The following is a 24,740-nucleotide window of genomic DNA, read 5'->3' as shown; positions in this document are numbered from 1 at the left end:
AGCCGGTGGAGGTGGATGGGGATGCGGGGCGGCGCGGGCGGGTCAGCGGCAGCGCGAGATCAGGCCCGCCGCCTGACCGGTGTCCGGTTCCGGGGCGGGGCCGGGGGCGGAGCGCAGGTGCGGGAACCGCTCGACGTTGGCGAGGCGGCGCGCCCACACCAACGCCGCCGCGTCACCCGTTGAGTTCGGGTGGAAGGCGAGCGTGGCCGGGCCGCCGGCCACGACGGACTCGCCCCACCGGGCGAAGAGCGCCGCCTCGTCCTCGTCGAGGAGCCCGAACAGCGGCCCGCCGAAGTCCGTCACGGCCTCGGGAGCGGGCCGGGTGCTCAGGGAGCGGCGGAACGCCTCGGTGAAGTCGGCCAGTTCGCGGTTCTCGTCGTCGAGCCACTCGGGCAGCCGCGTCACGTCCAGCCGGCCGGGGCGCGGGGTGCGTTCCGGACCCGCGGGACCCGGTTCCGTCGGGTACGGCGTGTGCCGGAGCAGGATCCGGGCGACCCGGGCGTCCGGATCCAGGGCCTCGTGCCAGTCGGCCAGTTCGCCGAGCAGCTCGGCGTGCTCCCGCTCCAGCCGCAGCACCAGCGCGACGGCCGCGCCCAGCCGCTGCCGGTCCCGCGCGCCGGTCGGCGCGTGCTCGGTGAGCGCGAGGTAGTCGGCCAGGACCGTACGGGCCCGAGCCTCGGCCCCGGGGTCGTCCGCGCCCAGCAGCAGCGCGTCGGCGCCGAGGGCGGTCATCGCGTAGTGCGCGCCCACCACCTCGGGCAGGAACGGCCCGGGCAGCCGGGTGAGCGCGAGGCGGAAGGCGGCGTGCAGCAGGGTCAGCGGGCGTGCCTGGGAGCGCCGGGCGAACTCCGGTGCGCCGGGCACGGGCAGGTGCACGCCGTGCCCGATGAGGGCCCGGTGGCGCCGTCGCGCGCCGCCGGGCAGCAGAAGGGGGGACCGCTGGCGCAGGACGAGGCGCCGGGTCCCGGGGCTCCGCTCGCACAGGGCGGCGAGGAGCGGTGCCAGGGCGCCGCGGGCGGCCCGGACGCGGTCGGCGATCGCCCCGGGGTCGGCGGCGGGGCCGGACGGGGCGTCGTCGGCGGAGCCCGCGCCCGAGCCGTGTCCCGCGTCCCGGCCCGCGTCGTACGCCTCGGTGGGCGCGGACAGGAAGGCGTCCAGGACCCGGCGCGCCACGAGCGCCGTCGTCGCGCGCCGCGTCCCGTGCGGGCCGGCGGGGCCGGCGTCGTCGCGGGTCTCCGCGGCGCCGAGGTCCTCGTCGTCGAGCAGCCGCCGGAACACGGCGGCGGGTCCGGCGGCGAGGACCGCCGAGGCCCCGTCCCCGGCGGCCGTGTGCGTGTCCATCAGTCCTCGGTCCTCCCGGCGGCCGGTGCGGCCGCCGCCATCAGTGCGTTGACTTCGGGATAGGGCAGCGCCTCGGCGCCGAAGCCGAAGGTGCCGTGCGTACGGATCTCCTCGGCGGCCCGGACCACCGCGCCGAGCGCGGCCCGCGACAGCGCGGAGCCGACGCTGATCCGGCGGACGCCGAGGTCCCCGAGGTCCGCCACGGACAGCGCCAGGGCGGGCGATCCCATCAGGACGTTCACCGGGCGGTCCACGGCGGCGCACACCGCGCGCACGGACTCGGCGTCCGGGAGCCCGGGCGCGTACAGCACGTCGGCGCCGGCGGCCTCGTACGCCCGCAGGCGCCGGATGGTGTCCGCGAGGTCGGGCCGGCCCTGGAAGAAGTTCTCGGCGCGGGCGGTCACGGTGAAGGGGAAGCCGAGCGCGCGGGCGGCGGCGACGGCCGCGGCCACCCGCTCCACCGCCTCGTCCAGCGGGCGCACGGGATCCTCGGCGCGGCCCGTCGAGTCCTCGATCGAGCCGCCGACCAGGCCTGCCGCGGCGGCGAGCCGGATGGTCTCGGCGACCTCGCCGGGCGTCTCGCCGAAGCCGCTCTCCAGGTCGGCGGAGACCGGCAGGTGCGTCGCGGAGACGATCACCGCGGCGTTCGCCAGGACGTCCTGCCGGGCGACCCGGTTGGTGCCGTCGGGCAGCCCGAGGCCGTAGGCCAGTCCCGCGCCGGTGGTGGCGAGCGCGGCGAAGCCGAGTCCGCTCAGCAGGCGGGCGGTGCCCGCGTCCCACGGGTTGGGGACGACGAAGGGGCGCGGCTCCTCGTGGAGCCGGCGGAAGGCGAGGGCGCGGGCGAGCTGGTCGGCGGGGGCGAGCTGGTTCACGGCGGGTGTCCTTCAGGGCGCGGAGGTCTGCGGGGCGGGGACGGTCCCGTGGCCGACGCTCAGAGAGCTGACGGAGTTGACTGAGTTGACTGAGGGGTCATCGAATTCCAGCCAACGTCGGCCAGGATGTGCGGGTCGTCCGTGGAGCGCGGCGCGGCCGTCGCGCTCGCCGAGCACACGGCGAGGAGACCGGCGGCCAGGGTGGACGCTATCGCCAAAGAGACGGCGCCGGCCGTGCGGGACAGGCGAAACGCCGTGTGGGAGCGGGCCTGGCGGGAAACAAGAGCCGACATCGGGATGAGCCTTTCGAAAGGACGGGGCGTGCTTATGCGGGGATGCCCCCGGCGGTTTAGTGAGGGGAAAGCGGAGAAGCGCCATCTCCCTCCATCACTGTGCGGGGCCGCCGCCCCTAGACTGAAGTCGCAAGACGGCTCAGACTTTCGCAGCGCTAAAACATGAGGGACCGCAAACCCTGCGGACGGGTAAATATCGGACATCTTGAACGATCGGGGGATCGCTGATGGAACGGAAGACTCCGGACGGGCCGGAGCGTGCTCAGCAGCTCATGGCCGAGCACCTGCAAGCACTGTCCAGACTCATCGCCGACAGCCCGGCCGGGGTCGTCCCGGCCCCGGTCGCGCAGGCTCCCGCCGACCCGAGGATCAGCTACCACCACGGGCTGGAGGCCATCGGGGAGGCGATCCGGGCGTCGCTCGCCGAGGCGCGCACCGAGATCCTGACCGCCCAGCCGGACGGTCCCAGGCCGGGGCCCGTACTGGACGAAGCGCTCGAATCCGTACGCCGTCAGATCGAGGGGGGCGTCGCGATGCGTACGCTCTATCAGCACACGACCCGCTTCGACGAGGCCACGAAGAACTATGTGCGGGCGGTTTCGGACCTGGGGGTCCAGGTCCGTACGCTGGCGGAATTCCACGACCGGCTGATCATCGTCGACGAGACCGTCGCGTTCATTTCCGCGAACGACAGCAGGACCGATGCCATCGGTATCCGGGAGCCCGCGATCGTACGCTTCCTCAGGGACGTATTCGACCGTTCCTGGGACCGGGCCAAGCCGTTCCCGTTCATTTCCACGCATGCCGCCAAAGCGGCCGACGAGGTCATTCCCTCACTTCGTCAGTCGATCGGAAAACTGCTCGTCGCGGGCTATCCCGACAAGCAGATAGCGCGACGGCTCGGCATCAGCGACCGGTCGCTCCAGGGGCACATCGCGTCGATGAAGCAGGAACTGGGCGCGCTCACCCGCATCCAGTTCGGCTACGCGCTCGCCAGGAACGAGACGACGCTCATCGTGTGAGGCGCACCGGCCCCGCGGCGGCGCGGGGCGCGGCGCCGGGCCCGGTGGTCGGCCCGGCGCGTTCGGACGTGGACGAGGCGGTCATGCCCGCAATCTAGGGACTCCGCGGATCCGTGAACAAGGCCGGCACCCGCGGCATGTCACAACGGCCGCGGACCGGTGCCCGCGCGGGCCGCTTTCAGCTCTCGATCAGGCGCCGGAAGGCGGCCGTGTCGAAGATGTCCTCCATCCGGGTGGCCCTGCCGTCCCGCAGGGTCCAGGAGTGGATGAAGCCCAGCCGCTCGGTGCGGCCGCGGGCGGAGGTGACGTACCGGACGCCGAACACGACGACCCGGTCGCCCGACTCCACGAACTCCTGCGGCTCCAGCCGCATCCCGCTCACGACGGTGGGCGCCTGCGCCAGGAACGCCAGGACGCCCGCGTGCCCGTGCTTGGTGCCGCCCAGGTCGTAGTCGGCCATGCTGTCGGGGTGGACCCATTCCACGTCCGGCGCGAGGGCGTCGAGGAGCGCCCCCACGTCATGGGTGCGGAACGCCTCGTAGGCGGAGTGGATCACCGCGAGATTCGCCGAGCGCGCGGGGGCGGTGGTGCGGGCTCGGGCCAGGGTGGGGGCGCTCATGCTGCTCTGACTCCTGCGAGGTCGGTGGTCCGGCCGAGGAGCCGGGGGTGGAGGGCTTCGAGGGTGCCGCGGATGCCGTCGCGCCAGGAGACCGCGCAGGGGCCGGTCAGCTCGCGGCGCCGCGTGGGGTCGAACTGGTAGGTCTCGCGGGTGACCTCACTGGGTACCAGGCGCGCTTCGATCCCGGTGAGTTCCTCCATGTACCGGACGCAGTCGGTGATCCCGACCGCTTCGTCACCGCCCCAGTTGACCAGCGTCGCGGGGGCCGAGGCCGCCCGCCACAGGTGCGGGACCTGACGCACGAGGTCGTCGGTGTGCAGCAGCGAACACCAGTTCTGGCCGCTGAGGGGTACGGGGATGGGCTCGTCGGCGAGCATGCGCTTGAAGTACAGCATCGGGACCCCGCCGTAACCCCCGGGCCCGTAGGCGATGTTGAGCCGCGCGATGGTGGTGGGCAGCCCCAGTACCTGGGCGAAGGCCCGCACCGCGCCTTCGGTCGCGAGCTTGCCGACGGGGTAGGCGGGCAGCCAGTCGGCGACCCCGTCGACCGGGTCGTCCTCGGTGTACCGGTGGTCCAGGGTCCGCCGTGCGTACACGGCGCCCGTCGAGACGTAGAGGAACGCCTCCGCCGTGCGGCAGTGCGTCATCAGGCGGCCCGCGGCCACCGCGTTGACCTCGGCCGCCGCGTTGAAGTCGCCGTCCTCGCCGCGCCGGACCGCGGAGTGGATGACGTGGGTGAAGTCCTCGGGGAGGCCGCCCAGGGAGTCGCCACGGGGGTCGTCCATGTCCCAGCGCCAGGTGGTGACGGACTTCTCGTTCAGCGCGCGCTCGACGCCCGGGGTGCCGAACCGGCCCAGGCACCAGACCTCGTTGTGCTCGGCCAGGGCCTCGGCCACCGGCCGGGCGACCTGGCCGGTGCCGCCGGTGACGAGGATCTTCTTGCCCTTCATCGTGCCCGTCATCATGGCGTTCATCGGTTCTCTCCCTGCGGGTTCGGGGCGTACGGGGCGTCCTGGGCGTACGGGGCGGCGGCGCGGGCGGTGGCGATCCGGTCGGCGTCGCCGAGGGCCAGATCCAGCTCGCGGCGCAGGATGCTCTGGAAGGTGGACACGTGCCGGGGGCTCATGAGCGTGTAGTGCTCGCCGGGGACCTCGACGTAGCGGTTCGGTCCGGTGGTGTGCTCGTCCCAGCGCCGCAGTTCGTGGTCGAGCCAGTCCTGCTTGGTGCCGCGCAGCGGGGTCGCGTAGAAGACGTGCATCGAGGGGACCGTGCCGCTCGGTTCGAAGGTGCGGCCCAGCTCGGTGAGCCGGGCGGCGACCTCCGCCCAGGCGGCGAACCTGTCGGCGTCCAGGTCGAGTTCCGCGATCCGCTCGGGGGCGGCCAGCTCCAGCAGGCGGCCGACCTGCTCCTCGCAGGGCAGGCCGCGCAGCACGCCCGGCAGCTCCCGCGCCTCCTTCTTGCCGACCAGGTCGAGGAACAGGGCGAGGTTGGCGGCCGTCTCCGCGAAGTCCAGTTCGTCCATGCGGTACTTGATGTGGGGCGGCAGGTTGAAGCTGCCGACGAAGTCGACGCGCTCGCCCTCGGCGCGCAGCGCCTTGGCGATCTCGAAGGCGACGGCGGCGCCGTAGGAGTAGCCGGCGACGGCATAGGGGCCCTGCGGCTGGCGGGCCCTGATGGCGGACACGTAGCAGTCCACCATCTGCTCGAAGGTCGCGAACGGCTTCTCGCCCTCGTTGAAACCGCGGGCGCGCAGGGCGTGGAAGGGCCGGTCACCCGCGAAGTACTTGGCGAGGTTGACGAAGACCAGGACCTCGCCGACGCCCGGGTGGACGCAGAAGAGCGGGGTCTTGGTGCCCGCGCTCTGCATCGGTACGACGGGGTCGTACTCCCGCGGGGCGGCCGGTGCGCCCGCCGTGGTGAGGCGGGCGGCGAGGGCCCGGACGGTGGGGGCCGTCAGGACGGTGATGACCGACAGGCCGACGGCGCCGAGCCGCCGGGCCACCTTGCTGCGCAGGCGCAGGATGTCCAGGGACGTGCCGCCCAGGTCGAAGAAGTTGGCGGTGGCGCTGACCGAGGCGGGGTCGACGCCGAACATCTCCGCGTAGATCTCCGCGAGGACCCGCTCCGTCGCGCCCTCGGGGGCGGTGTACCCGCCGAGCATGCGCAGGGTGAGGTCCGCGAGCCGGTCGCGGACGGCGTCGTAGGCGCCGGTCTCCAGGCGCCGCCGCATCAGCGCGCGCTGGATCTTGCCGAGGCTGGTCTTGGGGAACGCCTCGCGCGGGAGGGCCAGGACGAGGGAGGGGCGGAAGCCCCACTGCATCACCACGCTGTTGCGGACCGCGGTGATCACCCGGTGCAGCCCGGCCTCGTCCCGCCCGTCCGCCTCGCAGTGGAAGGCGACGACCAGTTCCTCGGTGTCGCTCCCGGCCCCGCGGGTGGGGAAGGCGGCGACGTAGGACCCGGCGACGCCGTCGAGCTGCTCCAGGGAGGTCTCCAGCTCGTGGCTGAAGTAGTTGACCCCGTTGACGATGACGCTGTCCTTGCTGCGGCCGACGAGGGTCAGCCGGCTGTCGTCGAGGCGGCCCAGGTCGCCGCTGCGGAACCAGCCGTCGGCGGTGAAGGCCTCACGGGTGGCCTCCTCGTTGTTGTGGTAGCCGCTGGTGATCATCGGGCCGCTGAGCTGCAGCTCGCCCACCTCGCCCGGCGGCAGCGGCCGGTCGTCGGGGCCGGCGATCCGCAGCCGCAGGCCCTGTACGGGCGTACCCAGGGAGGCGAACTCCGCGCCGGGGTCGGCCGCCGGGAACTCCCGGGAGTAGACGGACCCGGCGCAGGTCTCGGTCATGCCGAAGGCCGGCCACAGCGCGCCGGGGGCCAGCCCGTACGGCGCGAACCGCTCCAGGAACGTTTCACCGGTGGTGCGGACCACGGCCTCGCCGCCGCTGATGATCTGCCGGAGGGCGGAGAGGTCCAGCCGCTCTCCAGTGGTCCTCAAGCGGTCCGTGCTTGAATTGAGCTGTCCCAGGAGGAAGTTGGGCGTGAAGGTCATCGTCACGCCGTGCCGGGAGGCGAGCCGGAGGAATTCCAGGGGTTCGCCGAGGACGACCGGGGCCTCGACGTGGACCTGGCGGCAGCCCACGGAGAGCGGCAGGAGATGGCACTCCAGCAGGGCGGCCACGTGGTCGAAGGAGACCCAGTTCATCGTGGTGTCGGCCGCGGTCAGCCGGTGGTGGCCGTTCTTGGCGGCCATCGAGGCCAGCAGGTTGGCGTGGGTGAGCATCACCGCCTTGGAGTTGCCCGTCGAACCCGAGGTGAGGACGAGGACGGCGGTGTCGTCGGCGGAGCCGCCGGTGTACGGCTCGGCCGGACCGGTGCCGTACGGACCGGCGCCGTGCTGCCCGTCGTCGTACAGCCCGTCGTCGTACAGCCCGTCCAGTACGGCGACCTCCAGCCCGGCGACCGGCGGCAGCTCTGCGGCCAGTGACCCGTTCGAGACGACCAGGGGGCCGTCCAGCAGGGTGTTCACGTGGGCGAGCTGGGCGGCCCACCGGTCCTGGTCGCCGCGCAGCGGCGCCATGGGGCACGGGACGAAGCCGCCCAGGACGGCGGCCCAGAACGCGGTGATGAACTCCTGCGGGCGCTCCAGGATCAGGACGACCTTGTCGCGCGGCCGCAGACCCCGGGCGCGCAGACCGGTCAGGACGCGCAGGGCCTCGTGCAGCAGTTCCGCGTGGCTCTGGTCCCGGGACCCGGTGTCGGCCGGGCCGGGGCAGTAGCGCATCCCGGCGTCGGGGTGGAGCCGTGCGGCGCGCAGGAGCAGGTCGGCGGTGCGCTGGGAAGGTGCGGTGTTCACAGGTACTCCGTTGCCTGATGGCGCGGCGGGGCGGCGTGGCCCGCGCGGCGTCGAAGGTGGGGAAGTCGGGTCGGACGCGGAGCGCGTCAGAGGGGCCGTACGACGACGTTGTGGGGGACGTCCGACGGCAGCGCCACCGCTGCCGTCCAGCCCGCGGGGACCTCGGCGTCGGCCACCCACCAGGTGGCGGGCGCGCCGTGGACGTGCGTGGTCACTTCGGCCGGTCCCGGTGTGCCGGCGTGGGTCTCCAGCCGGGTCAGCTCGTCGGTGATGCCGACCCCGGCGGCCTTCAGCACCGCTTCCTTGCGGGTCCAGCAGCGCAGGAAGGCGAGGCTGCGCGCGGGTCCGGCCGGCTCGGCCAGTACGGCGCCCCGCTCGCGCGGGGTCAGGGCGACGCCGGCCATGTCCGTGACCGGGACCTCGCGGACGGGCTCGGCGTCGATTCCGACGGGGTGCGGGGAGACGGCCAGCATTCCCAGCCCGGCCGTGTGGGAAAGGCTGAGCCGCAGGGAATTGCCGGGCCGCACAATGGCGGGCGGGCCGTGTTCCGTATCGCCGCAGCCTCCACAGGGGGCGCGGCCGATGGAAAGGTCGTGGGCGGGAACCTGGAGAATTCCGGACATGATCCGGCGAATTGCGGCGCGAGAACTGATGAACTCGGCGGCCCGTGCGGGCGATTTGAACGCGTGTGCGCGGGCCGTTTCCGAGGTGTCCAGAAGAGACAGATCGGCCGGACTGTAATGGCCGTCCGGTATAAGCCACCACCACACCAGGGCATCGGCAGAATCGAGACTGAAACTTGTGCTAATGGCTGTCCGGACATTGTCTGCGTGGCGTGTGGTCACGGTGGAACCGTAGGCAGCAACCCCTCTGGCCCGGCGCCCTGTTGACAAATTGCGGACAGTGGTGAAACACGCTGTGAGGGTTACGCTGCCAAGCGTGGCCGAAACAGCAATGGGAGGTACCGCTTCCGGGGTCCGGGTGCAGCTTCCTGACACGGGTCCGGGGGAGTGTCGACGGCCTGTGGCCGGCGGGATATCCGCGCTGGCCAGGCCGCCGCGTCTCATCACAGCGACGTTTGCCGGGACGGGTCTCGGCATCCGGACCGGAGCGGGGCGGGATCCGGCCACTCCTGACAGTCTTTCAAATAACGCGCCTCGTGCACCTTTCAACCAGGTGATCGCGCGCGGCTGAATTTTTGGCCGGACACGCGCGGTTCGATGGTTAGAATGTGGGCGACCAGCGGATGCCTTGTGTGTGAGGGCGACGCTAAACATACGGGGGCGAAATGATGGGAATTGGAATTGAACCACCAGCGGCAGCGGGAGTCGGGGGGGCGGAGGAGCTCCGGACGGATCACGCCGCGCATTTGGAGGAGGCGTTACTCCAGGCCCACGCGCTGATCGAGTCGACCGTCTCCCTGCACCGGACGCGGCCGGTGGCACCGTCCGCGGTGGCGCGCACCGACGCCGCGCTGCTCGGGGACACCCTGGAACAGCTGGTCAAGCGCGCGCGGCACTCGGTCTGCGTCGCCCTGACCGGGACCGGCGAGTTCGCGGACGCCGTCCTGGCGCTGCTGGCGACGATCCCGGCCCGCGCGGTCGTGCGCGTGCTGTGCACCGCCGAGGCCGCCGATTCGCCGGCCGTCACCGTCACGGACATCCCGGACCGGCGCGTGGAGGTCAGGGTCTCCGAGAGCGACCTGCGGGAGATCCTCGTCGTCGACGGTTCGGTGGCCCTCGTACGGGCGGCCGGCAGCGCCGGTGACCAGGTGGCCGTCGTGAACGACGCCGCCGCGGTGCGCGCCCTGGAACTCCTCTTCGCGGGAGCCTGGTCACGCGGCCGCAAGCTCGCCGACCACCTCCAGCTGAGTCCCCGCCTGCGCACCGAACTCGCCCGGAACATCCTGGAACGGCTGCGGGCCGGCAACACCGACGAGATCGCCGCGCGGGAGCTGAACGTCTCCCTGCGGACCTACCGGCGGCACGTCGCGGACATCATGCGGGAACTCGATGCCAACTCCCGTTTCCAAGCCGGCGTCCGGGCCGTGGAGTTCGGCCTCCTGACGGAATAGGGGAATACACGTGTCTCAGAGGGCAGAGGACGTGATGGAGCGTGCCCTGCTCCAAGTTCGGGAACTGCTGGAGTCGACCGTCGCGATCCACCGCGACCGCAGCCTCCAGGAACAGCTCATCCGGGTCGTCGACAACGACTACGAGGTCGTCCTCGACACCGCTCACCGGCTGATCGAGAGCGCGACCGAGAGCATCGACATCGTCCACGCCAGGCTGCTGGGTTCGGACGAGAACCCGGTACGGACGGAGCGCGGGCTGATCTACGCCGCGGCCGAGGGAGTGTCCGTACGCCTGCTCGCCTCGCCCGCCCTGCTCGACGAGGAGTTCGCGCGCGAACAGCTGGGCAGGGAACGCCCGGTGGCGGTCCGGGTGGCCAAGGTGCCCCCGCTGCAGGCGCTGATCGTCGACGGCCGGGCCGCCCTGGTGGTGGCGGAATCGGCCGTCGGGCGACGGGCCTCGGTGATCCGGGTGCCGGAGGTCCTGCACACCCTGCACACCCTGTTCGAGAGTGTGTGGGCCAACGCCGTGCCCGCCGGTGAGCGCATCGTCTTCGGCGACCGCGACCGGGCCGCGCTCGCGCGGCGGATCCTGGGCGCGCTGCAGGACGGTGCCACCGACGACGTCGCCGCCAGGGAACTGGCCGTCTCGGTGCGCACCTACCGCCGGTACGTGGCGGAGATCATGGCGCTGCTGGGCGCCAACTCCCGTTTCCAGGCGGGTGTCCGGGCCGCGGAACTGGGGCTCCTGCCCCCGCCGGTCGAAGGCGGCGGGCGCGGCGGCGCGCTGGCAACTTCCTGAAAGGGACGTTGCCCGCCACCCGGCGGTCCCGTTGTATGAGCCGCCAGGAAGGGAATTCCGCCGCCGCGCGGAATTCCCTTTCCCTGGCGGCCGGTTGACCACCCTCCGAGCGCCGTCGCCTTGCGGGTGCCCTTTCCGGTCGTTCGGACCGGCCTCCCGCGCCCCCAGGTGAATGCCCTACGGAAGGCAGGTCCATGAAAGTCATGACCCAGCAGCCGCGGATCAGTGGCGTCGGTGTGCTGGACAAGGCCTCCGTCCTGCTGAGCATCGTGGAGAGCGGCCCGGCGACCCTGGCGGAACTGGTCGCCGTCAGCGGCCTCACCCGGCCGACGGCCCACCGCATCGCCCAGGCGCTGGAGCGGCTCGACCTGCTCACCCGGGACGACCGGGGGCGGTTCGTCCTCGGCGTCCGGCTCGGCAACATCGCCGTGGAGGCCCAGCGGGACCGGCTCGTCCGGGCGGCCGTACCGGTGCTCGCGGACCTCACCTCCCTCACCGGGCTCGACGCGAGGATCCTGCGGCGCCGGGGCGAGAAGCAGATCTGCATCGCCACCTCGGTGGACCCGGACAGCCTCACGGACTGGCTGCCCATCGGCACGGCCCGCCCGGCCAAGGCGGGCGCCGCCTCCCAGGTGCTGCTCGCCTGGGAGGAGCCCGAGGAACTGTACGACGGCCTGCGCGGGGCCCGGTTCACCGCCGCGCAGCTCGCCCTGGTCCGCCGCAGGGGCTGGGCGCACGGCCCCGACGGGGCGGTGCCCGACGCCTACTCGATCGCCGTGCCGGTACGGGCCGGCGGAGACCGGGTCGTGTGCGCCCTCGTGGTGACCGGCCGGACCCCCCGCATGCCCGCCACGGAACCCGGCCGGGCCCTGCTGGGAGCCGTGATCGACGGCGCCTCCCGCCTCTGCGACGCCTCGGCGCGCGCCGGATCCGCGGGGCCGCGGCCGGTCAGGTAGGCGGGCGCCCGCGGCCGGTGGCAGCAAGCTGCCGCGGCCGCCCGGGCACCCTCCGTTCCACCCCCCCAGTCAAGCCGTGCCGTCCGCCGCGAAAGCGGCCGGCCATTCTCCGAAGGAGTCACGAGGCGTGGTCACCGCAGTGCGCAGCGAGCCGGTCAGCCGCCCCATCGTGGGCATGGGCGCCGTGGCAGCTGTCGGATCCGGCGTCGACGAGCTCTTCGAGAGCGTGTGCGCGGGCCGCAGCGGCCGGGCCCGGCTGCGCGGCTTCGACCGGAGCAGGTTCAGGGCGCAGCACGCCTACGAGGTCGACGACCGGCCGGTCGGCGGCGGGGACGTGCCGGGGCGGGCCACCCGGCTGCTGCTGGACGCGGTCGGCCAGGCCGCCGAGGACGCGGGCCTCGGCGACGACCTGCGCGGCGTCCCGGTGCTCGTGGGGACCGGGATGCGGGAGATGCGCTCGCTGGAACTGTGGTGGCGGGACGGCTCCCCCTTCGCCGACTCGGGGATGAACTTCGGGGCGGCGCTGCGCGAGCGCTTCAACGCGGACGTCACGCACACCTTCTCCAACGGCTGCTCCGCCTCGCTGTACGCCCTGGCCCTCGCCTCCGACCTGCTGGGACAGGCGGGCGACGACGCCCCGGAGAGCGTGATCGTCGCCGGGGTCGACGTCCTGACCGAGTCCATGTACGGGCTGGTGGAGCGGGTGCGTCCGGACGAGGGCGACGGCCGGAACGTCTCCCTGGGCGACGGAGCCGCCGCGATCGTGCTGCGCCGGACGAGCGCGGGCGCGGCCCGGGTGCACGGGCGGCTGCGCGGCGTGTCCCTCAGCTGCGACGCGCACCACGTCACCGCCCCCTCCCGGGACGGCATCGCCCGGGCCATGCGGTCCGCGTACCGGCTGGCCGGAGTCCGGCCCGGCGACGTCGACCTGGTGATGCTCCACGGCGGCGGCACCCTGAGCGGGGACGACGCGGAAGCCGCGGCCCTCGCCGAGGTGTTCGGCGCCGATGCGGCCGGGCCACTGATGACGGCGGTGAAGTCCATGACCGGGCAGACCCTGGGCGCGGCCGGGCTGATCGACTTGATCGTGGGCATCCGCGCCCTCGGCGAAGGGCGGGTGCCCCCGGTCGTCGGGCCGCGCGAACCGGCCGCCGACGCGCCGTTCCGCTTCGTGACCGGCGCCGCGGCCGAGGGGCAGCGGCTGAACGTGGCGCAGCTCAACGCCTTCGGACTCGGCGGCATCAACGCCGTCGCCATTGTGGAAGGAGGTCCATGAGCATGAACACCGCCGCCGGACCGGACACCGGACCGGCCTCCAGGGGGGACGGGGAGGACTGGGCGGACCGCGCCGCGGGCGCGCCGCGGTTGCTGTTCGTGGAGAACAGCGCAGAGGAGGGCGGCGAGGGCCGGGCCGACGGTTTCCGCAGTGAGGCCGTCACACAGGTGCTCATGGGCAACTCCGTCATGCTCTTCCTGGTCCAGGGGGGAGTGGTGCTCGCGGTGCCCGGGCGGGACACCGACATCGACCGGTTCCAGCGGGAGGGCGGGCTGCTGGCCGCCGACCGGTTCTCGCTGGCGGAGCGCGGCCTCGACGCGGAGGCGCTCCGCGGGGGGACGCGGATCACCGGCATGGACGAGGTGGCCGGCTGGATCCTCGACCCCTCCGTGCGCGTGATGTGGCACTGACGCGTCCGGGGTGGCGCCGGCCGGTGCTCCGGCGGGCGCCACCCCGGTCCGCGGACGGCTCACGCGCAGCCGCGCTGCCAGTTCCAGCCGATGAAGGTGCTCTTCAGCTCCACGTCGAAGGTGCAGGTGGAGGTTCCGTCGCCGTTCAGCTTCACGTACGTGTGGTGGGAGTTCGCGTACCGGTCGCCGGAGAGGTCGAAGATGCCCTTGTACGTGAAGTCCGCGTGGGCCGCGTAGTTCGCGTCGCCCGTGGCGCTCGACGACTTCAGCGACCAGCCCGCGTTCCACGGCTCGCGGTTCCACTCCTGGCGGGCCGTGCTCGCGGCGTTGGTGACCTGGCCGCCCACCGTGTCCCAGGTGGAGTTCGTGTACAGGCCGGTCATCCGGATGTTGCAGCAGTCGTACATCTCGTTCCAGCTGCGGACCGTCCGGCTGCCGGCGGCCTCGGCGGTGGCGGCGGGCGCGGCGGCCACCGCGTTCTTCGCGCTCTGCCCGGTGGCGGGCACGTAGCGGACCTCGCCCAGCACGGGCTTGCAGTCCTCGCCGATCGTGACCTGCTGCTGTACGGCCATGCCCGCGGGCGGCAGGGGCAGCGACCCGGACAGCTTGACGCCCTCGCACTTCCGGTCGGCCGGGGCCGGGGCCGAGGTGTCGGCCGGGGCCGCGACGGCGGTGCCACCCATGAGGGCCAGCAGGCCGGCCGAGGCGGTGACGACGGTTGCGATGCGCATTTTTCAATTCCCCTTGATATTGCCTTAGTTCCTCGATCCGAGAGCTTAACCACGGTTATCGGGAGCCGAGTCGGCCGCGACGATGTTGGCAGGAAGATGGCACTGAGCTGGCCCGTCTCCGGATCCGGCGCCCGTGGCACCTTCATGCCAATTCCCTTGGGCCGTGCTCGGAGGCGGTGGCAGAGTTCCGCGGAGTCGCCGTTCGGACGGCGAATGGCGTTCCGTCGTGAGGTGGGGGATTCCTCGTGGGTCGTATTCCTGTGCAATCGGCCGTCATGGCCGAGCGGGCGGCGGCGGACAGCGGTGTGCTCGGCCGACTCCGCCTGGACGACCCGGAGTTCGAGAGCCGGCTGGGCGAGGCGCTGGCCGGTGCGGAGAAGCTGCTCCAGGACAGCGCCCGTGGCGCCGACGACCCCCGGATAGCCGACCTCACCGGGCACCTCGCCGCCGCCGGGGGCAAGCGGATGCGTCCGGTACTGGTCCTGCTCGGCGCCGAGTTCGGCGACCCGTGGCGCCACGGAGTGCTCCAGGCGGCCGTCATCGCCGAACTGGTCCACCTCTCCTCGCTCTACCACGACGACGTCATGGACGAGGCCGCGACCCGGCACGGCGTCCCCAGCGCCAACGTGCGCTGGGGACACCGCACGGCGGTGTTCGGCGGCGACTGGCTGCTCGCCAGGTCCGCCCAGCTCGCCGCCGACCTCGGACCGCACGCCCTGCGGCTGAACGCGGAGACCGCCGGGCGGCTCGTGGCCGGACAGCTGCGCGAGCTGACCGGACCCGCCCCCGACGAGGACCCGGTCAGCCACTACTTCCAGGTGACCGCGGGCAAGACGGCCGCCCTGCTGTCGATGTCGCTGGGCATCGGCGCGCTCCAGGCCGAGGCGCCCGAACCGTACGTCCGCGCCCTGACGGAGTACGGGGAGCACCTCGGCGCCGCCTTCCAGATCGCCGACGACCTCCTCGACCTGGCCGCACCGGCCGAGGCCACCGGCAAGGAGCGGGGCAAGGACCTGCTGGCAGGCGTGCCGAGCCTGCCGGTCCTGCTCGCCCTGGCCGACCGGGATCCCGGCAACGCGGAGCTGCGGGCCCTGCTCGCCGACGGCCCGGTGACCGACCCGGCCGCGCACCGCCGGGCCCTGGAGCTGTTCACCGACGCACCCGCCACGGCCCGCGCCGAGGCGATCATGCACCAGCGGCTGGCGGTCGCCCGGGACGCGCTCGGGCTCCTTCCGCGCTGCACGGCACGCCGGGCGCTGGACGCCCTCTGCGACTTCGTCGCGTTCAGAACCAGCTGACACACCAGCCCAGATCGCACCACAGCTGACACAGGAGAGGAGTTGGCCATGACGATGCAGGAAAGGGTCGGCGAGCTCACGCTGATCCGCGAAGAGGTCCTGACGGGAGGGGAGCAGGGCACCGAGGCGCAGCACCGCCGGGGCAAGCTCACCGCCCGCGAGCGCCTCGCCCTCCTCTTCGACGAGGGGTCCTTCACCGAGGTCGAACAGCTGCGCAGGCACCGGGCCACCGGGTTCGGCCTGGAGGCGAAGAAGCCCTACACGGACGGTGTGATCACGGGCTGGGGCACGGTGGAGGGCCGTACGGTCTTCGCCTTCGCCCACGACTTCCGGATCTTCGGCGGGGCGCTGGGCGAGGCCCACGCCGCCAAGATCCACAAGGTCATGGACCTCGCCCTCGCCGCCGGTGCTCCCCTGGTGTCGCTGAACGACGGCGCGGGGGCCCGTATCCAGGAGGGCGTCAGCGCCCTGGCCGGGTACGGCGGCATCTTCCAGCGCAACACCCGGGCCTCGGGGGTCATCCCGCAGATCAGCGTGATGCTCGGACCGTGCGCGGGCGGCGCCGCCTACAGCCCCGCCCTGACCGACTTCGTCTTCATGGTGCGCGACACCTCGCAGATGTTCATCACCGGACCCGACGTGGTGAAGGCGGTCACGGGGGAGGAGATCACCCAGAACGGCCTCGGCGGCGCCGACGTGCACGCGGAGGTCTCGGGCGTCGCGCACTTCGCCTACGACGACGAGGAGAGCTGCATCGCGGAGGTGCGCTACCTGCTCTCGATGCTGCCGGCCAACAACAAGGAGCTGCCGCCCGGCGCGCCCGCCGACGACCCCGCCGACCGCCGCTGCGAGCGGCTGCTCGACCTGGTCCCGGTCGACGGCAGCCGCCCGTACGACATGCGGGGCGTGATCGGTGAACTCGTCGACCACGGCGAGTACATGGAGGTCCACGAACGCTGGGCCACCAGCGTCCTCACGGTGCTCGCGCGGCTCGGCGGCCAGGTCGTCGGCATCGTCGCCAACCAGCCGCAGTCCTTCGCCGGGGTGCTCGACATCCGGGCGTCGGAGAAGGCCGCGCGCTTCGTCCAGATGTGCGACTCCTTCAACATCCCGCTGGTCACCCTCGTCGACGTACCGGGGTTCCTGCCCGGTGTCGACCAGGAGCACGGCGGGATCATCCGGCACGGCGCCAAACTGCTGTACGCCTACTGCAACGCCACGGTGCCCCGGGTCCAGGTGATCCTGCGCAAGGCCTACGGCGGCGCCTACATCGTGATGGACTCCCGCTCCATCGGCACGGACCTGTCCCTCGCCTGGCCCTCCAACGAGATCGCCGTCATGGGCGCCGAAGGCGCGGCCAACGTGGTCTTCCGGCGGCAGATCCAGGCCGCCGACGACCCCGATGCGATGCGCGCCCAGCTGGTCAAGGAGTACCAGGCCGAGCTGATGCACCCCTACTACGCGGCCGAACGCGGCCTCGTCGACGACGTCATCGACCCCGCCGACACCCGCTCCGCACTCATCGGCGCGCTGGCCATGCTCCGCGCCAAACACGCCCCCCTGCCCTCCCGCAAGCACGGCAACCCCCCGATGTGAGGAGACGCACCATGCCGGTACCGGCACTCGACGGGCCGCTCGGCCCCACCCTGATCGAGATCATCCGAGGCGCCCCCACCGCCGAGGAGATCGCCGCCGTCACGGCGCTGCTCACCCGCCTGGCGGCCCCCGCCGCCCCGGAACCCGAAGCCGGTCCCACCGCCGCGGGCTGGGACCGGGCCGAACCGTTCCCGCCCGTCTCCTGGCGGGCCAGGCCGTGACCAGGCGCCGAGTGCGCCACTGGCAGCTTGCTGCCACCCGCGTTGCCGCCCCCCACGCGCACTGCTAATCAAGACAAAAGCGGCATGAACCGGGCCGCGTGACACCGGCCGCGGCCGCAGGACGGGGAGGCAGCTCGTGCATCAGGTGGTGTTCCGGATCCTGGGTCCCCTGGACATCAGTGCCGACGGGATACCGGTGAACCTCACGGGTGCCCGTCAGCGCACCATCATGTCCATGCTGCTCCTCGCCCCCAACCGGATCGTGTCCGTCGACACCCTCGCGGACGCCGTCTGGTACGGGAACCCGCCCGCGACCGCGCGCAACCAGATCGCCATCTGCGTCTCCGCCCTGCGCAAGACCCTCAAGGCGGCCGTCGGCGCAGGGGACCTCCTCGTCACCAGCCACCCCGGCTACATGCTGTTCGCCGGAGAACACCGCATCGACGCGGTCGAGTTCGAGGAACTCGCCGAGCTGGGACGGGAGGCCGCCCGCGGCGGCCGCCCCGAGGAGGCCTGCGCCCACTTCGGTGACGCCCTCGCCATGTGGCGCGGCCCCGCGCTGGAGGGCATCACCACGGAACGCGTCGAGGCCGAGGCCGCCCGGCTCACGGAACTGCGCCTCGACGTGTACGAGGAGCACATGGGGCTGCGCCTGGAGCTGGGCCACCACCGCGAGGTCACCGGCGAACTCACCGCCTTCGTACGCGAACACCCGCTCCGCGAGCAGGCCAAGGGCCACCTGATGCTCGCCCACTACCGGTCCGGGCGGCGGGCCGAGGCCCTGGAGACCTACCGCGAGGGCCGGCGGCTGCTCAACGAAGAACTCGGCATCGAGCCCGGCCCCGCCCTCCAGGAACTCCACGAGCGGATCCTCGCGGACGCGCCCGAGCTGAACCCGCCGCCCGCCCCCGCGCCGCCCGCCACCGCCGCCCCGCGCAGCGTGCCCGCCCAACTGCCCTCCAACGTCGCCTCCTACACCGGACGCGGACCAGAACTCGCCGTCCTGGACCGGCTGCTGGACCACCTCGACGGCGCCGCCCTGCCCGTCGGGTCCGTCACCGGCATCGGCGGCGTCGGCAAGACCGCCCTCGCCGTGCACTGGGCCCACCAGGTCGGCGGCCGGTTCCCCGACGGCCAGCTCTACGCCGACCTGCGCGGCTACGACGAGGAGGCGCCGCTGCGCCCGGGCGCCGTACTCGACCGGTTCCTGCGCGCGCTCGGCGTGCCCGGACCGGAGATCCCCGCCGACCAGAACGAGCGCTCCGCGCTCTTCCGCAGCGTCCTGGACGGCCGCCGGGTGCTGATCCTCCTCGACAACGCCCGCTCCTTCCAGCAGATCCGCCCCCTGCTGCCCGGCACGGGACGCTGCTGCGTCCTGGTCACCAGCCGGGACCCCATGGGCGGCGCGCTCGCCGGTGACTACGCCTTCGTACCGCTGCACCTCGGCGCCCTGGCCCAGGACGAGGCGATCGCCCTGCTCTCCCGCGTGGCCGGTGACGACCGCCTCGCCGCCGACCCGGCCGGGGCGGCCCGGCTCAGCGCGCTCTGCGACCGGCTGCCGCTGGCCCTGCGGATCGCGGCGGCCCGGCTCGCCGCCAAACCCCACTGGCCGGTGCGGACCCTGGTCTCCCGGCTGGAGGACCAGCACCGCAGGCTCGACGAACTCAGCCCCGACGAACGGGGGGTCCGCGCCGGACTGCGGCTCAGCTACCGCGACCTGCCGTCCGCCACCGCCCGGATGTTCCGGCTGCTCGGCGCGGCCAACGTGCCCGACTTCTCCGCCTGGGCCGGCGCCGCCCTGCTGGACATCGACCTGCTGGACGCCGAGGACCTCATCGAGGAACTCGTCGACGCGCAGCTGCTCGTACCGCAGAGCGCCACCACCGGCCACGTCCGCTACCGCTTCCAGGCCCTGCCCCGGCTCTTCGCCCGCGAAGTGGCCCTGGAGGAGGAAGCCGCGCAGGAACTGCGCGCCGCGACCCGGCGGGTGGCCGGGGCATGGCTGGGGCTCGCCGCGGAGGCCCACCGCAGGATCTACGGCGGGGACTACACCGTCATCCACGGCCCGGCGCAACTCCACCCGCTGCCCGCCGACCTCGTGGACAGCCTGCTGGAAGACCCGATGGACTGGTTCGAGACCGAACGCGTCGCCATCACCGGCCTGGTCGACCAGACCTCCCGGGACGACGAGGCCGCGTACGCCTGGGACCTGACGATGACCACCGTCACCCTCTTCCAGAACCGCAACTACCTCGACGACTGGCGCTACTGCGCCGAGCGGTCCCTGGAGGTCGCCCGCCGCACCGGCGACCGGCTCGGCGAGGCCGTGATGCTGCACTCCCTCGGCACGCTGGGGATCCTCTCCTGGGAGCACGAGGGCGCCGTCGGGCACCTCAAGCTCGCGCTGCGCCTGTTCGAGGAGGAGGGCCAGGACCAGGGCCGCGCCCTGGTCCTGCGCAACCTCGCGCTGTGCGGGCGCTACCGGGGGGACCTGGACCGGGCCCGGGAGATGGGCCACCAGTCGCTGGAACTCTTCCGGGCGGGCGGCGACCAGTACGCGGAAGCCCATGTGCTGGGCCTGCTGGCGCAGATCGAGCTGGAACTGGGGAACGCGCAGGCCAGCCTGGTGCTGTCCTCGGAAGCGGTGGTCAGGAGCCGGGGCCTGGGCACCGTACGGGGCGAGGCGCAGAGCGTCGTCCGGCTCGCCGAGGCCCTGATCAGCCAGCGCGACGGGGAACGCGCGGAAGAGGCGTGCCGGCGGGCGTTGGGACTGGTGCGCACGAGCGGGGACCGCCGGGGCGAGGCGCACACGCTGCGCGTGCTGGGCGAGGCCCTGTGGTGCCTGGAGCGGATGGACGAGGCCGAAGCGGTCCTCGACGACGCGCTGGCGACGGCGGCCAAGGTTCCGGACCGCTATCTGGAGGGGCGGGCCGGTGTCGCACTCGGCGGGGTCCGTGCGGTGCGCGGTGACCGGTCCGGCGCGGCGGGCTGCTTCAAGGCCGCGTCCGACCTCTTCGCCGAGGTCGGTGCGCCGTCCTGGCAGGGCCGGGCCCGGCGGCTGCTGGAACTGCTCGGGGAAGGCGGCGGCGGGCTGGATCCGGCGGAGTTCTTCACGCTCGTCCAGCCCTGAGGGCGGCGGGCGTTCAGCTCCACGGGTCGTCCTTCATCGTGACCGGGGCGGCGGACCACGGGTCGTCCTTCGTGGTGACCGGGGCGCTGGACCACGGGTCGTCCTTCAGGGCGACGGGGGCGCTGGACCACGGGTCGTCCTTCAGGGCGGCGGCGGAGGTGGACCACGGGTCGTCCGCCACCGTCACCGCGCCGGCCGTGACGAGCGTGAGGGCGAGCAGCGCCTGGGCGGCCAGCTTTCCCAGGGGGGCGGTCACGAGGGCGGCGGCGCCGGACTTGGTGGAACGGACGAGCTTCTTCACGGGACGCTCCTGAAGGTTCGGGGGTGGTCCGGGACCGCGGTGGCCGTCGTCCCGGTTCATGTCCCGAACGCTACGGAGCCCCCTTTTTGGAGCGCTTTCGCTTCGATTTCGTGGCCGGCGAAATCGAGGCGATGCCGTGGGACAACCGCTGCTCACTAGCTTTCGCGGCACGAGGCCGGCCGACCGGGGCGGGCCCGCGCAACGCGGAGGCGTCATGGACTTCACGATCCTCGGACCCGTGTCGGCCGCGCACGACGGCCGCGCGGTGGCACTGGACGGCAGCAAGCAGCGCACCGTGCTCGCCGCCCTGCTGCTGGCCCGTGGCAAGGTCATGACGGACGAGCGGCTCACCACGCTGCTGTGGGGCTGGGAACCGCCGGCCAGCAGCACCAACCAGCTCTACACCTACGTGTCCCGGCTGCGGACCCGGCTCGGGGACCGCCACGGACTGGAGCGCGTCGGCTCCGGGTACCGGATGGACATCGGGGACGCCGGGTTCGACTGGGACGCCTTCCGGCGGCTCGCCGACGCGGGGAGCGCCGACCTGACGGCGGGCCGGTACGAGGACGCCGAACGCCGCCTGGCCGCCGCCCTCGCGCTGTGGCGCGGACCGGCCCTGACGGACGTCACCGCGCGGCTCGCGGAGGCCGAGGGCCCCCGGATGGAGGAGGCCCGGCTCTCCGCGCTGGAACACCACACCGAGGCCGCCCTCGCGCTGGGCCGGCACGCGGACACCGTCCCCGGTCTGACCCGGCAGGTGACCCTGCACCCCGTACGGGAGCGGCTGCGCGGCCAGTTGATGACCGCGCTCTTCCGCTGCGGCCGCCAGGCCGACGCGCTCGCCGTGTACGAGGAGGGGCGGCGCGTCCTCGCCGAGGACCTCGGCATCGACCCGGGCCCCGAACTGCGCGCCCTGCACCAGAGCGTCCTCACGGGCACGCTCCCCGGACCGCAGGCCCCGGAGCGCCGGTCCGCGGCCCCCGCCCGCCCCGCCGGGGAGGCGGCCCCCGGCCCGGCCGCGTCCGTAGTGCTCCCGCCCGCCGTCCCGTCCGCCGTCCCGTCCGCCCTCGCGTCCGCCCTCCCGTCGTCCCTCCCGCTTCCGCTCCCGCTCCCGTCCGTACACCCCGCCGCCCCGGTCTCCGGGTACGGCGGCTGGCCGGGCCTGGTCCCCGCGCTGCTGCCCGCCGCCCCCGGCGATTTCACCGGCCGCGAGGAGGAGACCGCCGAGATCCTCACCGCCCTGCGGGCCGGTCAGGACGCCGTGGTCACCGGGGCACCCGGCACCGGCAAGTCGGCGCTGGCGCTGCGGGCGGCGCAGCTCTGCCGCGGCGCGTTCCCGGACGGCCAGCTCTACGCCGACCTGCGCACCCCGGAGGGCGGCGCCCGCACGCCGGGCGAGGTGCTCGGCTGGTTCCTGCGCGCGCTGGGCACCGAACCGGCCCGGCTGCCCGACGGCCTCGACGAGCGCGTCCAGCTCTACCGGACGCTGCTGGCCGGGCGCCGCATGCTCGTCGTCCTCGACAACGCGGACGACGACGCCCAGGTGCGCCCGCTGCTGCCGGGCGGTGACAGCCGCACGGTCGTCACCGGCACCCGCTCCCCGCTGGCCTCCCTCGAAGGCACCCGGCTGGTGCGGACCGGCCCGATGACACCCCGGGAATCGCTCCAGCTGATGATGACGGTCGCGGGCCCCGGACGGATCACCGACGACCCCGAATCGGCCGCGCGCATCGCCGAGTTCTGCGACCGGCTGCCGCTGGCCCTGCGGATCGCGGGCGCCCGGCTCGCCGCCCGCCCCCAGTGGTCGGCCGCCCGGCTCGCGGACCGCCTCGCGCCCGAGGAGCGCAGGCTGGGCGAACTGCGCCTCGGCGGTCTCGACGTACGGGCGGCGCTGGCCAGGGCCGCCGACGGGCTGCCGTCCGAGGTCCGGAGCGCCTTCCGGGCCCTCGCCGGGGCGGGCCCGGCCGATCTGACCGCGGCCGACGCGGCGGCGCTCCTCGGCACGGGGGTCGACGACGCCGAGGAGACGCTGGAGCAGCTGACCGACGCGCGCCTGCTGGACGCGTGGGGCGCCGACGGCGAGGCCCGGCTGCGCTACCGCTTCCCGCGGCTGGTCCGGCTGTTCGCCCAGGAGCGGAGCGCAGCCGTCCTCCTCGCCGCGTGACGCGCACCCTTCGCCTTTCCCTGTCCCTGTCCCGTCCCCGTCCCCGTCCCCGTCACCTTCACCTTCACCTTCTCCGGCCTTCGCGGACCGGCCGCCGTCCCTGGCGCCCGGTCCGCGAAGGCCTTTTCCGGTTCGGGCCTCAGCCGCAGCCACCCGCGTGGCCTTCGTCGAGGCTGTAGATCACGGCCGGGGCGTGGAATTCGTGGCTCTGCGCCACCAGGGAGGTGAGCGCGTCCACGTATTCCGCGAGCAGGGCGGCCCACGGTGCGGAACTGTCACGCAGTTCGAATTCCTGCGCACGCGCTCCCTGCTGCTCGATCTCCGCCAGGATCTCCAGCACGTCCTGCGCCTCGCCCGGGGTGTTCTCGTTCATGTTCATCGCTGCTCCTGTGAAAGCTGTGGGACCCCGTTCAGGTCCTGCATTCACAGATTCGGAGAAGGCGATATACGGAATCCCGCGCCGGTCTGCACCGCCCGGCAGAGGTTCTTGCAAGGCCGCGTACAGGTTCCGTACAGACCTCCGGCGCAGGGTTCCGGACATGGACAGCAGCATCAGGAGAGTCGTCGTCGTGGGAGGGTCCGCGGCCGGTTGGACGGTCGCGGCCCGGCTCGCGCGGGCAGGGCGCGGGACGGTCGCCGTCACCGTGCTCCAGACACCGTCAGCTGTCCCGGACCTCGCGGAAACGGGGCAGGTCACAGCCGTTCCGCCGCAGTTCCAGCCGGCGTTCACCGAGCCGCTGGGGGTGTCCGTGGACGAGTGGACGCGGGCGTGCGGGGCCTCCCGCAGGACGGCCGTGAGGTATGTGAACTGGCGCACCGAAGGGGCGGTCACCGCCACCGCCAGGACCCTCACGGGCGGCGGTGCGGACCACTTCTACCGCCCCTGCGCGACCGCATTTCCGGAGGGATTCCCGGAAGGAATTCCCGCCGGAATTCCGTACGGATGGCACGTCGACACCAAGCTCTTCCGCGCATTCCTGCGGGACATCGCCGTACGCCGGCTCGGAGTGCGCGCCGTCCACGATTGCGTACGGTCCGCCGAGCGGGACGGAAACGGGATGGTGACCGCGCTGCACACGGAGAAAGGGGACAGGGTCGAAGGGGATCTCTTCATCGACTGCACGGGCCAGGAAGGTCTGTTGCTCACGAAAGTCCTGGGGGAGCCGTTCATCGGCGCACACGGCCGGCTGCTCTGCGACAGCGCCGCCACCGTCACGGCCCCCTGCGACGACGGAGCCCGGGGAACCGAGCCGTTCGCCACCGCCACCGCCCTGCCCGCGGGCTGGTCCTGGAAGCTGCCGCTGCCCGGCCGGTTCGGCGCGGGCCTGGTCCACGCGCGGGCGAGGACCGGCCCGGCCGAGGCGGCGGAGCGGCTGTGCGAGCTGTACGGGCTGGACCCGGAGCGCGCCGACGTGCGCCACGTCCGCTACCGCTTCGGACACAGCCGCCGCGCCTGGGTGAAGAACTGCGTCGCGCTGGGCACGGCCGCCTGGCAGGTGGAACCCCTCGCGGGCGAACCGCTCGCCGAAGTCCTGGGCGCGGTCGGCCGGCTGATCCGGGACTTCCCCTCCCTGGACGCGCGCGAGGCCCCGGCCGCCCGCTTCAACCGGGCCTCCCGGGACCGCTACGAGCGCGCCGCGGGCGCCGTACAACTGCACTACGCGGCGGCGGCGCGCGCCGATTCGGGGTTCTGGCGGGCCCAGCGCGCACGGCCGCTGCGCGCCCGGCGCACGGCGCCGTGACGGGCGGACCGGCCGGGTCGCGGAGCCGGTTGCATGAAGCTGCCA

Annotated in this window: 21 protein-coding genes; 12 read left to right on the top strand and 9 right to left on the bottom strand. The window is 73.3% G+C overall.

Annotated features, from left to right (window positions below):
• Positions 1-42 precede the first annotated feature (42 nt).
• Entirely contained in the window at positions 43-1,341 is a 1,299-nt protein-coding gene (locus OHS33_RS12815; protein WP_330330527.1) for a hypothetical protein, read from the bottom strand.
• The gene (locus tag OHS33_RS12810; RefSeq protein ID WP_330330526.1) at positions 1,341-2,213 is read right to left on the bottom strand and encodes an isocitrate lyase/PEP mutase family protein; all 873 of its coding nucleotides are present in this window, start codon (positions 2,211-2,213) and stop codon (positions 1,341-1,343) included. Before OHS33_RS12810 ends, OHS33_RS12815 begins: the two co-directional genes overlap by 1 nt.
• A 520-nt stretch (positions 2,214-2,733) precedes the next feature.
• Between OHS33_RS12810 and OHS33_RS12805 the strand changes: the two genes are divergently transcribed.
• A complete protein-coding gene (locus OHS33_RS12805; RefSeq protein ID WP_330330525.1) occupies positions 2,734-3,528 on the top strand; it encodes a LuxR family transcriptional regulator in 795 nt (264 codons plus the stop codon).
• 178 nt (positions 3,529-3,706) lie between these two features.
• On the opposite strand, the gene OHS33_RS12800 is transcribed toward OHS33_RS12805, so the two are convergent.
• The 4 genes from OHS33_RS12800 to OHS33_RS12785 form a co-directional block, all read right to left on the bottom strand.
• Positions 3,707-4,147, bottom strand: a complete 441-nt coding sequence (locus OHS33_RS12800; protein ID WP_330330524.1) for a nuclear transport factor 2 family protein — start codon at positions 4,145-4,147, stop codon at positions 3,707-3,709.
• Positions 4,144-5,097, bottom strand: coding sequence for an NAD-dependent epimerase/dehydratase family protein (locus tag OHS33_RS12795; protein ID WP_330335027.1), 954 nt, complete (start codon positions 5,095-5,097; stop codon positions 4,144-4,146). The genes OHS33_RS12800 and OHS33_RS12795 overlap by 4 nt, the downstream gene beginning before the upstream one ends.
• 20 nt (positions 5,098-5,117) lie before the next feature.
• Entirely contained in the window at positions 5,118-7,997 is a 2,880-nt protein-coding gene (locus OHS33_RS12790; protein ID WP_330330523.1) for a non-ribosomal peptide synthetase, read from the bottom strand.
• Positions 7,998-8,083: 86 nt separating this feature from the next.
• Positions 8,084-8,620 (bottom strand): 4'-phosphopantetheinyl transferase family protein, encoded by a 537-nt coding sequence (locus tag OHS33_RS12785; protein WP_330330522.1) that lies wholly within the window; start codon positions 8,618-8,620, stop codon positions 8,084-8,086.
• A gap of 746 nt (positions 8,621-9,366) precedes the next feature.
• Here OHS33_RS12785 and OHS33_RS12780 point away from each other — a divergent pair.
• The 5 genes from OHS33_RS12780 (at position 9,367) to OHS33_RS12760 (ending at position 13,512) form a co-directional block, all read left to right on the top strand.
• Entirely contained in the window at positions 9,367-10,071 is a 705-nt protein-coding gene (locus OHS33_RS12780; RefSeq protein ID WP_330330521.1) for a DNA-binding response regulator, read from the top strand.
• 10 nt (positions 10,072-10,081) lie between these two features.
• Positions 10,082-10,870 (top strand): TrmB family transcriptional regulator sugar-binding domain-containing protein, encoded by a 789-nt coding sequence (locus tag OHS33_RS12775; RefSeq protein ID WP_330330520.1) that lies wholly within the window; start codon positions 10,082-10,084, stop codon positions 10,868-10,870.
• A gap of 194 nt (positions 10,871-11,064) precedes the next feature.
• The gene (locus tag OHS33_RS12770) at positions 11,065-11,826 is read left to right on the top strand and encodes an IclR family transcriptional regulator (protein WP_330330519.1); all 762 of its coding nucleotides are present in this window, start codon (positions 11,065-11,067) and stop codon (positions 11,824-11,826) included.
• 175 nt (positions 11,827-12,001) lie between these two features.
• On the top strand, positions 12,002-13,102 hold the full coding sequence (locus tag OHS33_RS12765) for a 3-oxoacyl-ACP synthase (protein WP_330335026.1): 1,101 nt from the start codon (positions 12,002-12,004) through the stop codon (positions 13,100-13,102).
• Positions 13,099-13,512 carry a hypothetical protein gene (locus OHS33_RS12760; RefSeq protein ID WP_330330518.1) on the top strand — a complete coding sequence of 138 codons (414 nt, stop codon included), beginning with the start codon at positions 13,099-13,101 and terminating at the stop codon, positions 13,510-13,512. Before OHS33_RS12765 ends, OHS33_RS12760 begins: the two co-directional genes overlap by 4 nt.
• 59 nt (positions 13,513-13,571) lie before the next feature.
• On the opposite strand, the gene OHS33_RS12755 is transcribed toward OHS33_RS12760, so the two are convergent.
• Complete coding sequence (locus OHS33_RS12755) at positions 13,572-14,243, bottom strand: hypothetical protein (protein WP_330330517.1); 672 nt, start codon at positions 14,241-14,243, stop codon at positions 13,572-13,574.
• Positions 14,244-14,518: 275 nt separating this feature from the next.
• Here OHS33_RS12755 and OHS33_RS12750 point away from each other — a divergent pair, with 275 nt between their 5' ends.
• From OHS33_RS12750 to OHS33_RS12735, 4 genes are all read left to right on the top strand, one after another.
• Positions 14,519-15,541 (top strand): polyprenyl synthetase family protein, encoded by a 1,023-nt coding sequence (locus tag OHS33_RS12750; RefSeq protein WP_330330516.1) that lies wholly within the window; start codon positions 14,519-14,521, stop codon positions 15,539-15,541.
• Positions 15,542-15,595: 54 nt separating this feature from the next.
• Positions 15,596-17,137, top strand: coding sequence for an acyl-CoA carboxylase subunit beta (locus tag OHS33_RS12745; RefSeq protein ID WP_330335025.1), 1,542 nt, complete (start codon positions 15,596-15,598; stop codon positions 17,135-17,137).
• 11 nt (positions 17,138-17,148) lie between these two features.
• On the top strand, positions 17,149-17,358 hold the full coding sequence (locus tag OHS33_RS12740) for an acyl-CoA carboxylase epsilon subunit (RefSeq protein WP_330330515.1): 210 nt from the start codon (positions 17,149-17,151) through the stop codon (positions 17,356-17,358).
• Between the two features lie 136 nt (positions 17,359-17,494).
• A complete protein-coding gene (locus OHS33_RS12735; protein ID WP_330330514.1) occupies positions 17,495-20,488 on the top strand; it encodes an AfsR/SARP family transcriptional regulator in 2,994 nt (997 codons plus the stop codon).
• Positions 20,489-20,501: 13 nt separating this feature from the next.
• Here OHS33_RS12735 and OHS33_RS12730 read toward each other — a convergent pair whose 3' ends face one another.
• On the bottom strand, positions 20,502-20,789 hold the full coding sequence (locus OHS33_RS12730; protein WP_330330513.1) for a hypothetical protein: 288 nt from the start codon (positions 20,787-20,789) through the stop codon (positions 20,502-20,504).
• A 214-nt stretch (positions 20,790-21,003) separates the two neighbouring features.
• Here OHS33_RS12730 and OHS33_RS12725 point away from each other — a divergent pair, with 214 nt between their 5' ends.
• Positions 21,004-22,953: an AfsR/SARP family transcriptional regulator gene (locus OHS33_RS12725; RefSeq protein ID WP_330330512.1), complete on the top strand. Its 1,950-nt coding sequence runs from the start codon at positions 21,004-21,006 to the stop codon at positions 22,951-22,953.
• 139 nt (positions 22,954-23,092) lie between these two features.
• Here OHS33_RS12725 and OHS33_RS12720 read toward each other — a convergent pair whose 3' ends face one another.
• Complete coding sequence (locus OHS33_RS12720; RefSeq protein WP_330330511.1) at positions 23,093-23,332, bottom strand: DUF6269 family protein; 240 nt, start codon at positions 23,330-23,332, stop codon at positions 23,093-23,095.
• A gap of 160 nt (positions 23,333-23,492) precedes the next feature.
• Here OHS33_RS12720 and OHS33_RS12715 point away from each other — a divergent pair, with 160 nt between their 5' ends.
• Positions 23,493-24,695: a tryptophan 7-halogenase gene (locus OHS33_RS12715; RefSeq protein WP_330330510.1), complete on the top strand. Its 1,203-nt coding sequence runs from the start codon at positions 23,493-23,495 to the stop codon at positions 24,693-24,695.
• The last annotated feature ends 45 nt before the right edge of the window (positions 24,696-24,740 follow it).

It is taken from the genome of Streptomyces sp. NBC_00536 (genome assembly GCF_036346295.1).
GTDB lineage: Bacteria > Actinomycetota > Actinomycetes > Streptomycetales > Streptomycetaceae > Streptomyces.
The sequence above is the reverse complement of the archived record's forward strand: the minus strand, read 5'-3'. Positions and strand labels throughout refer to the sequence as shown.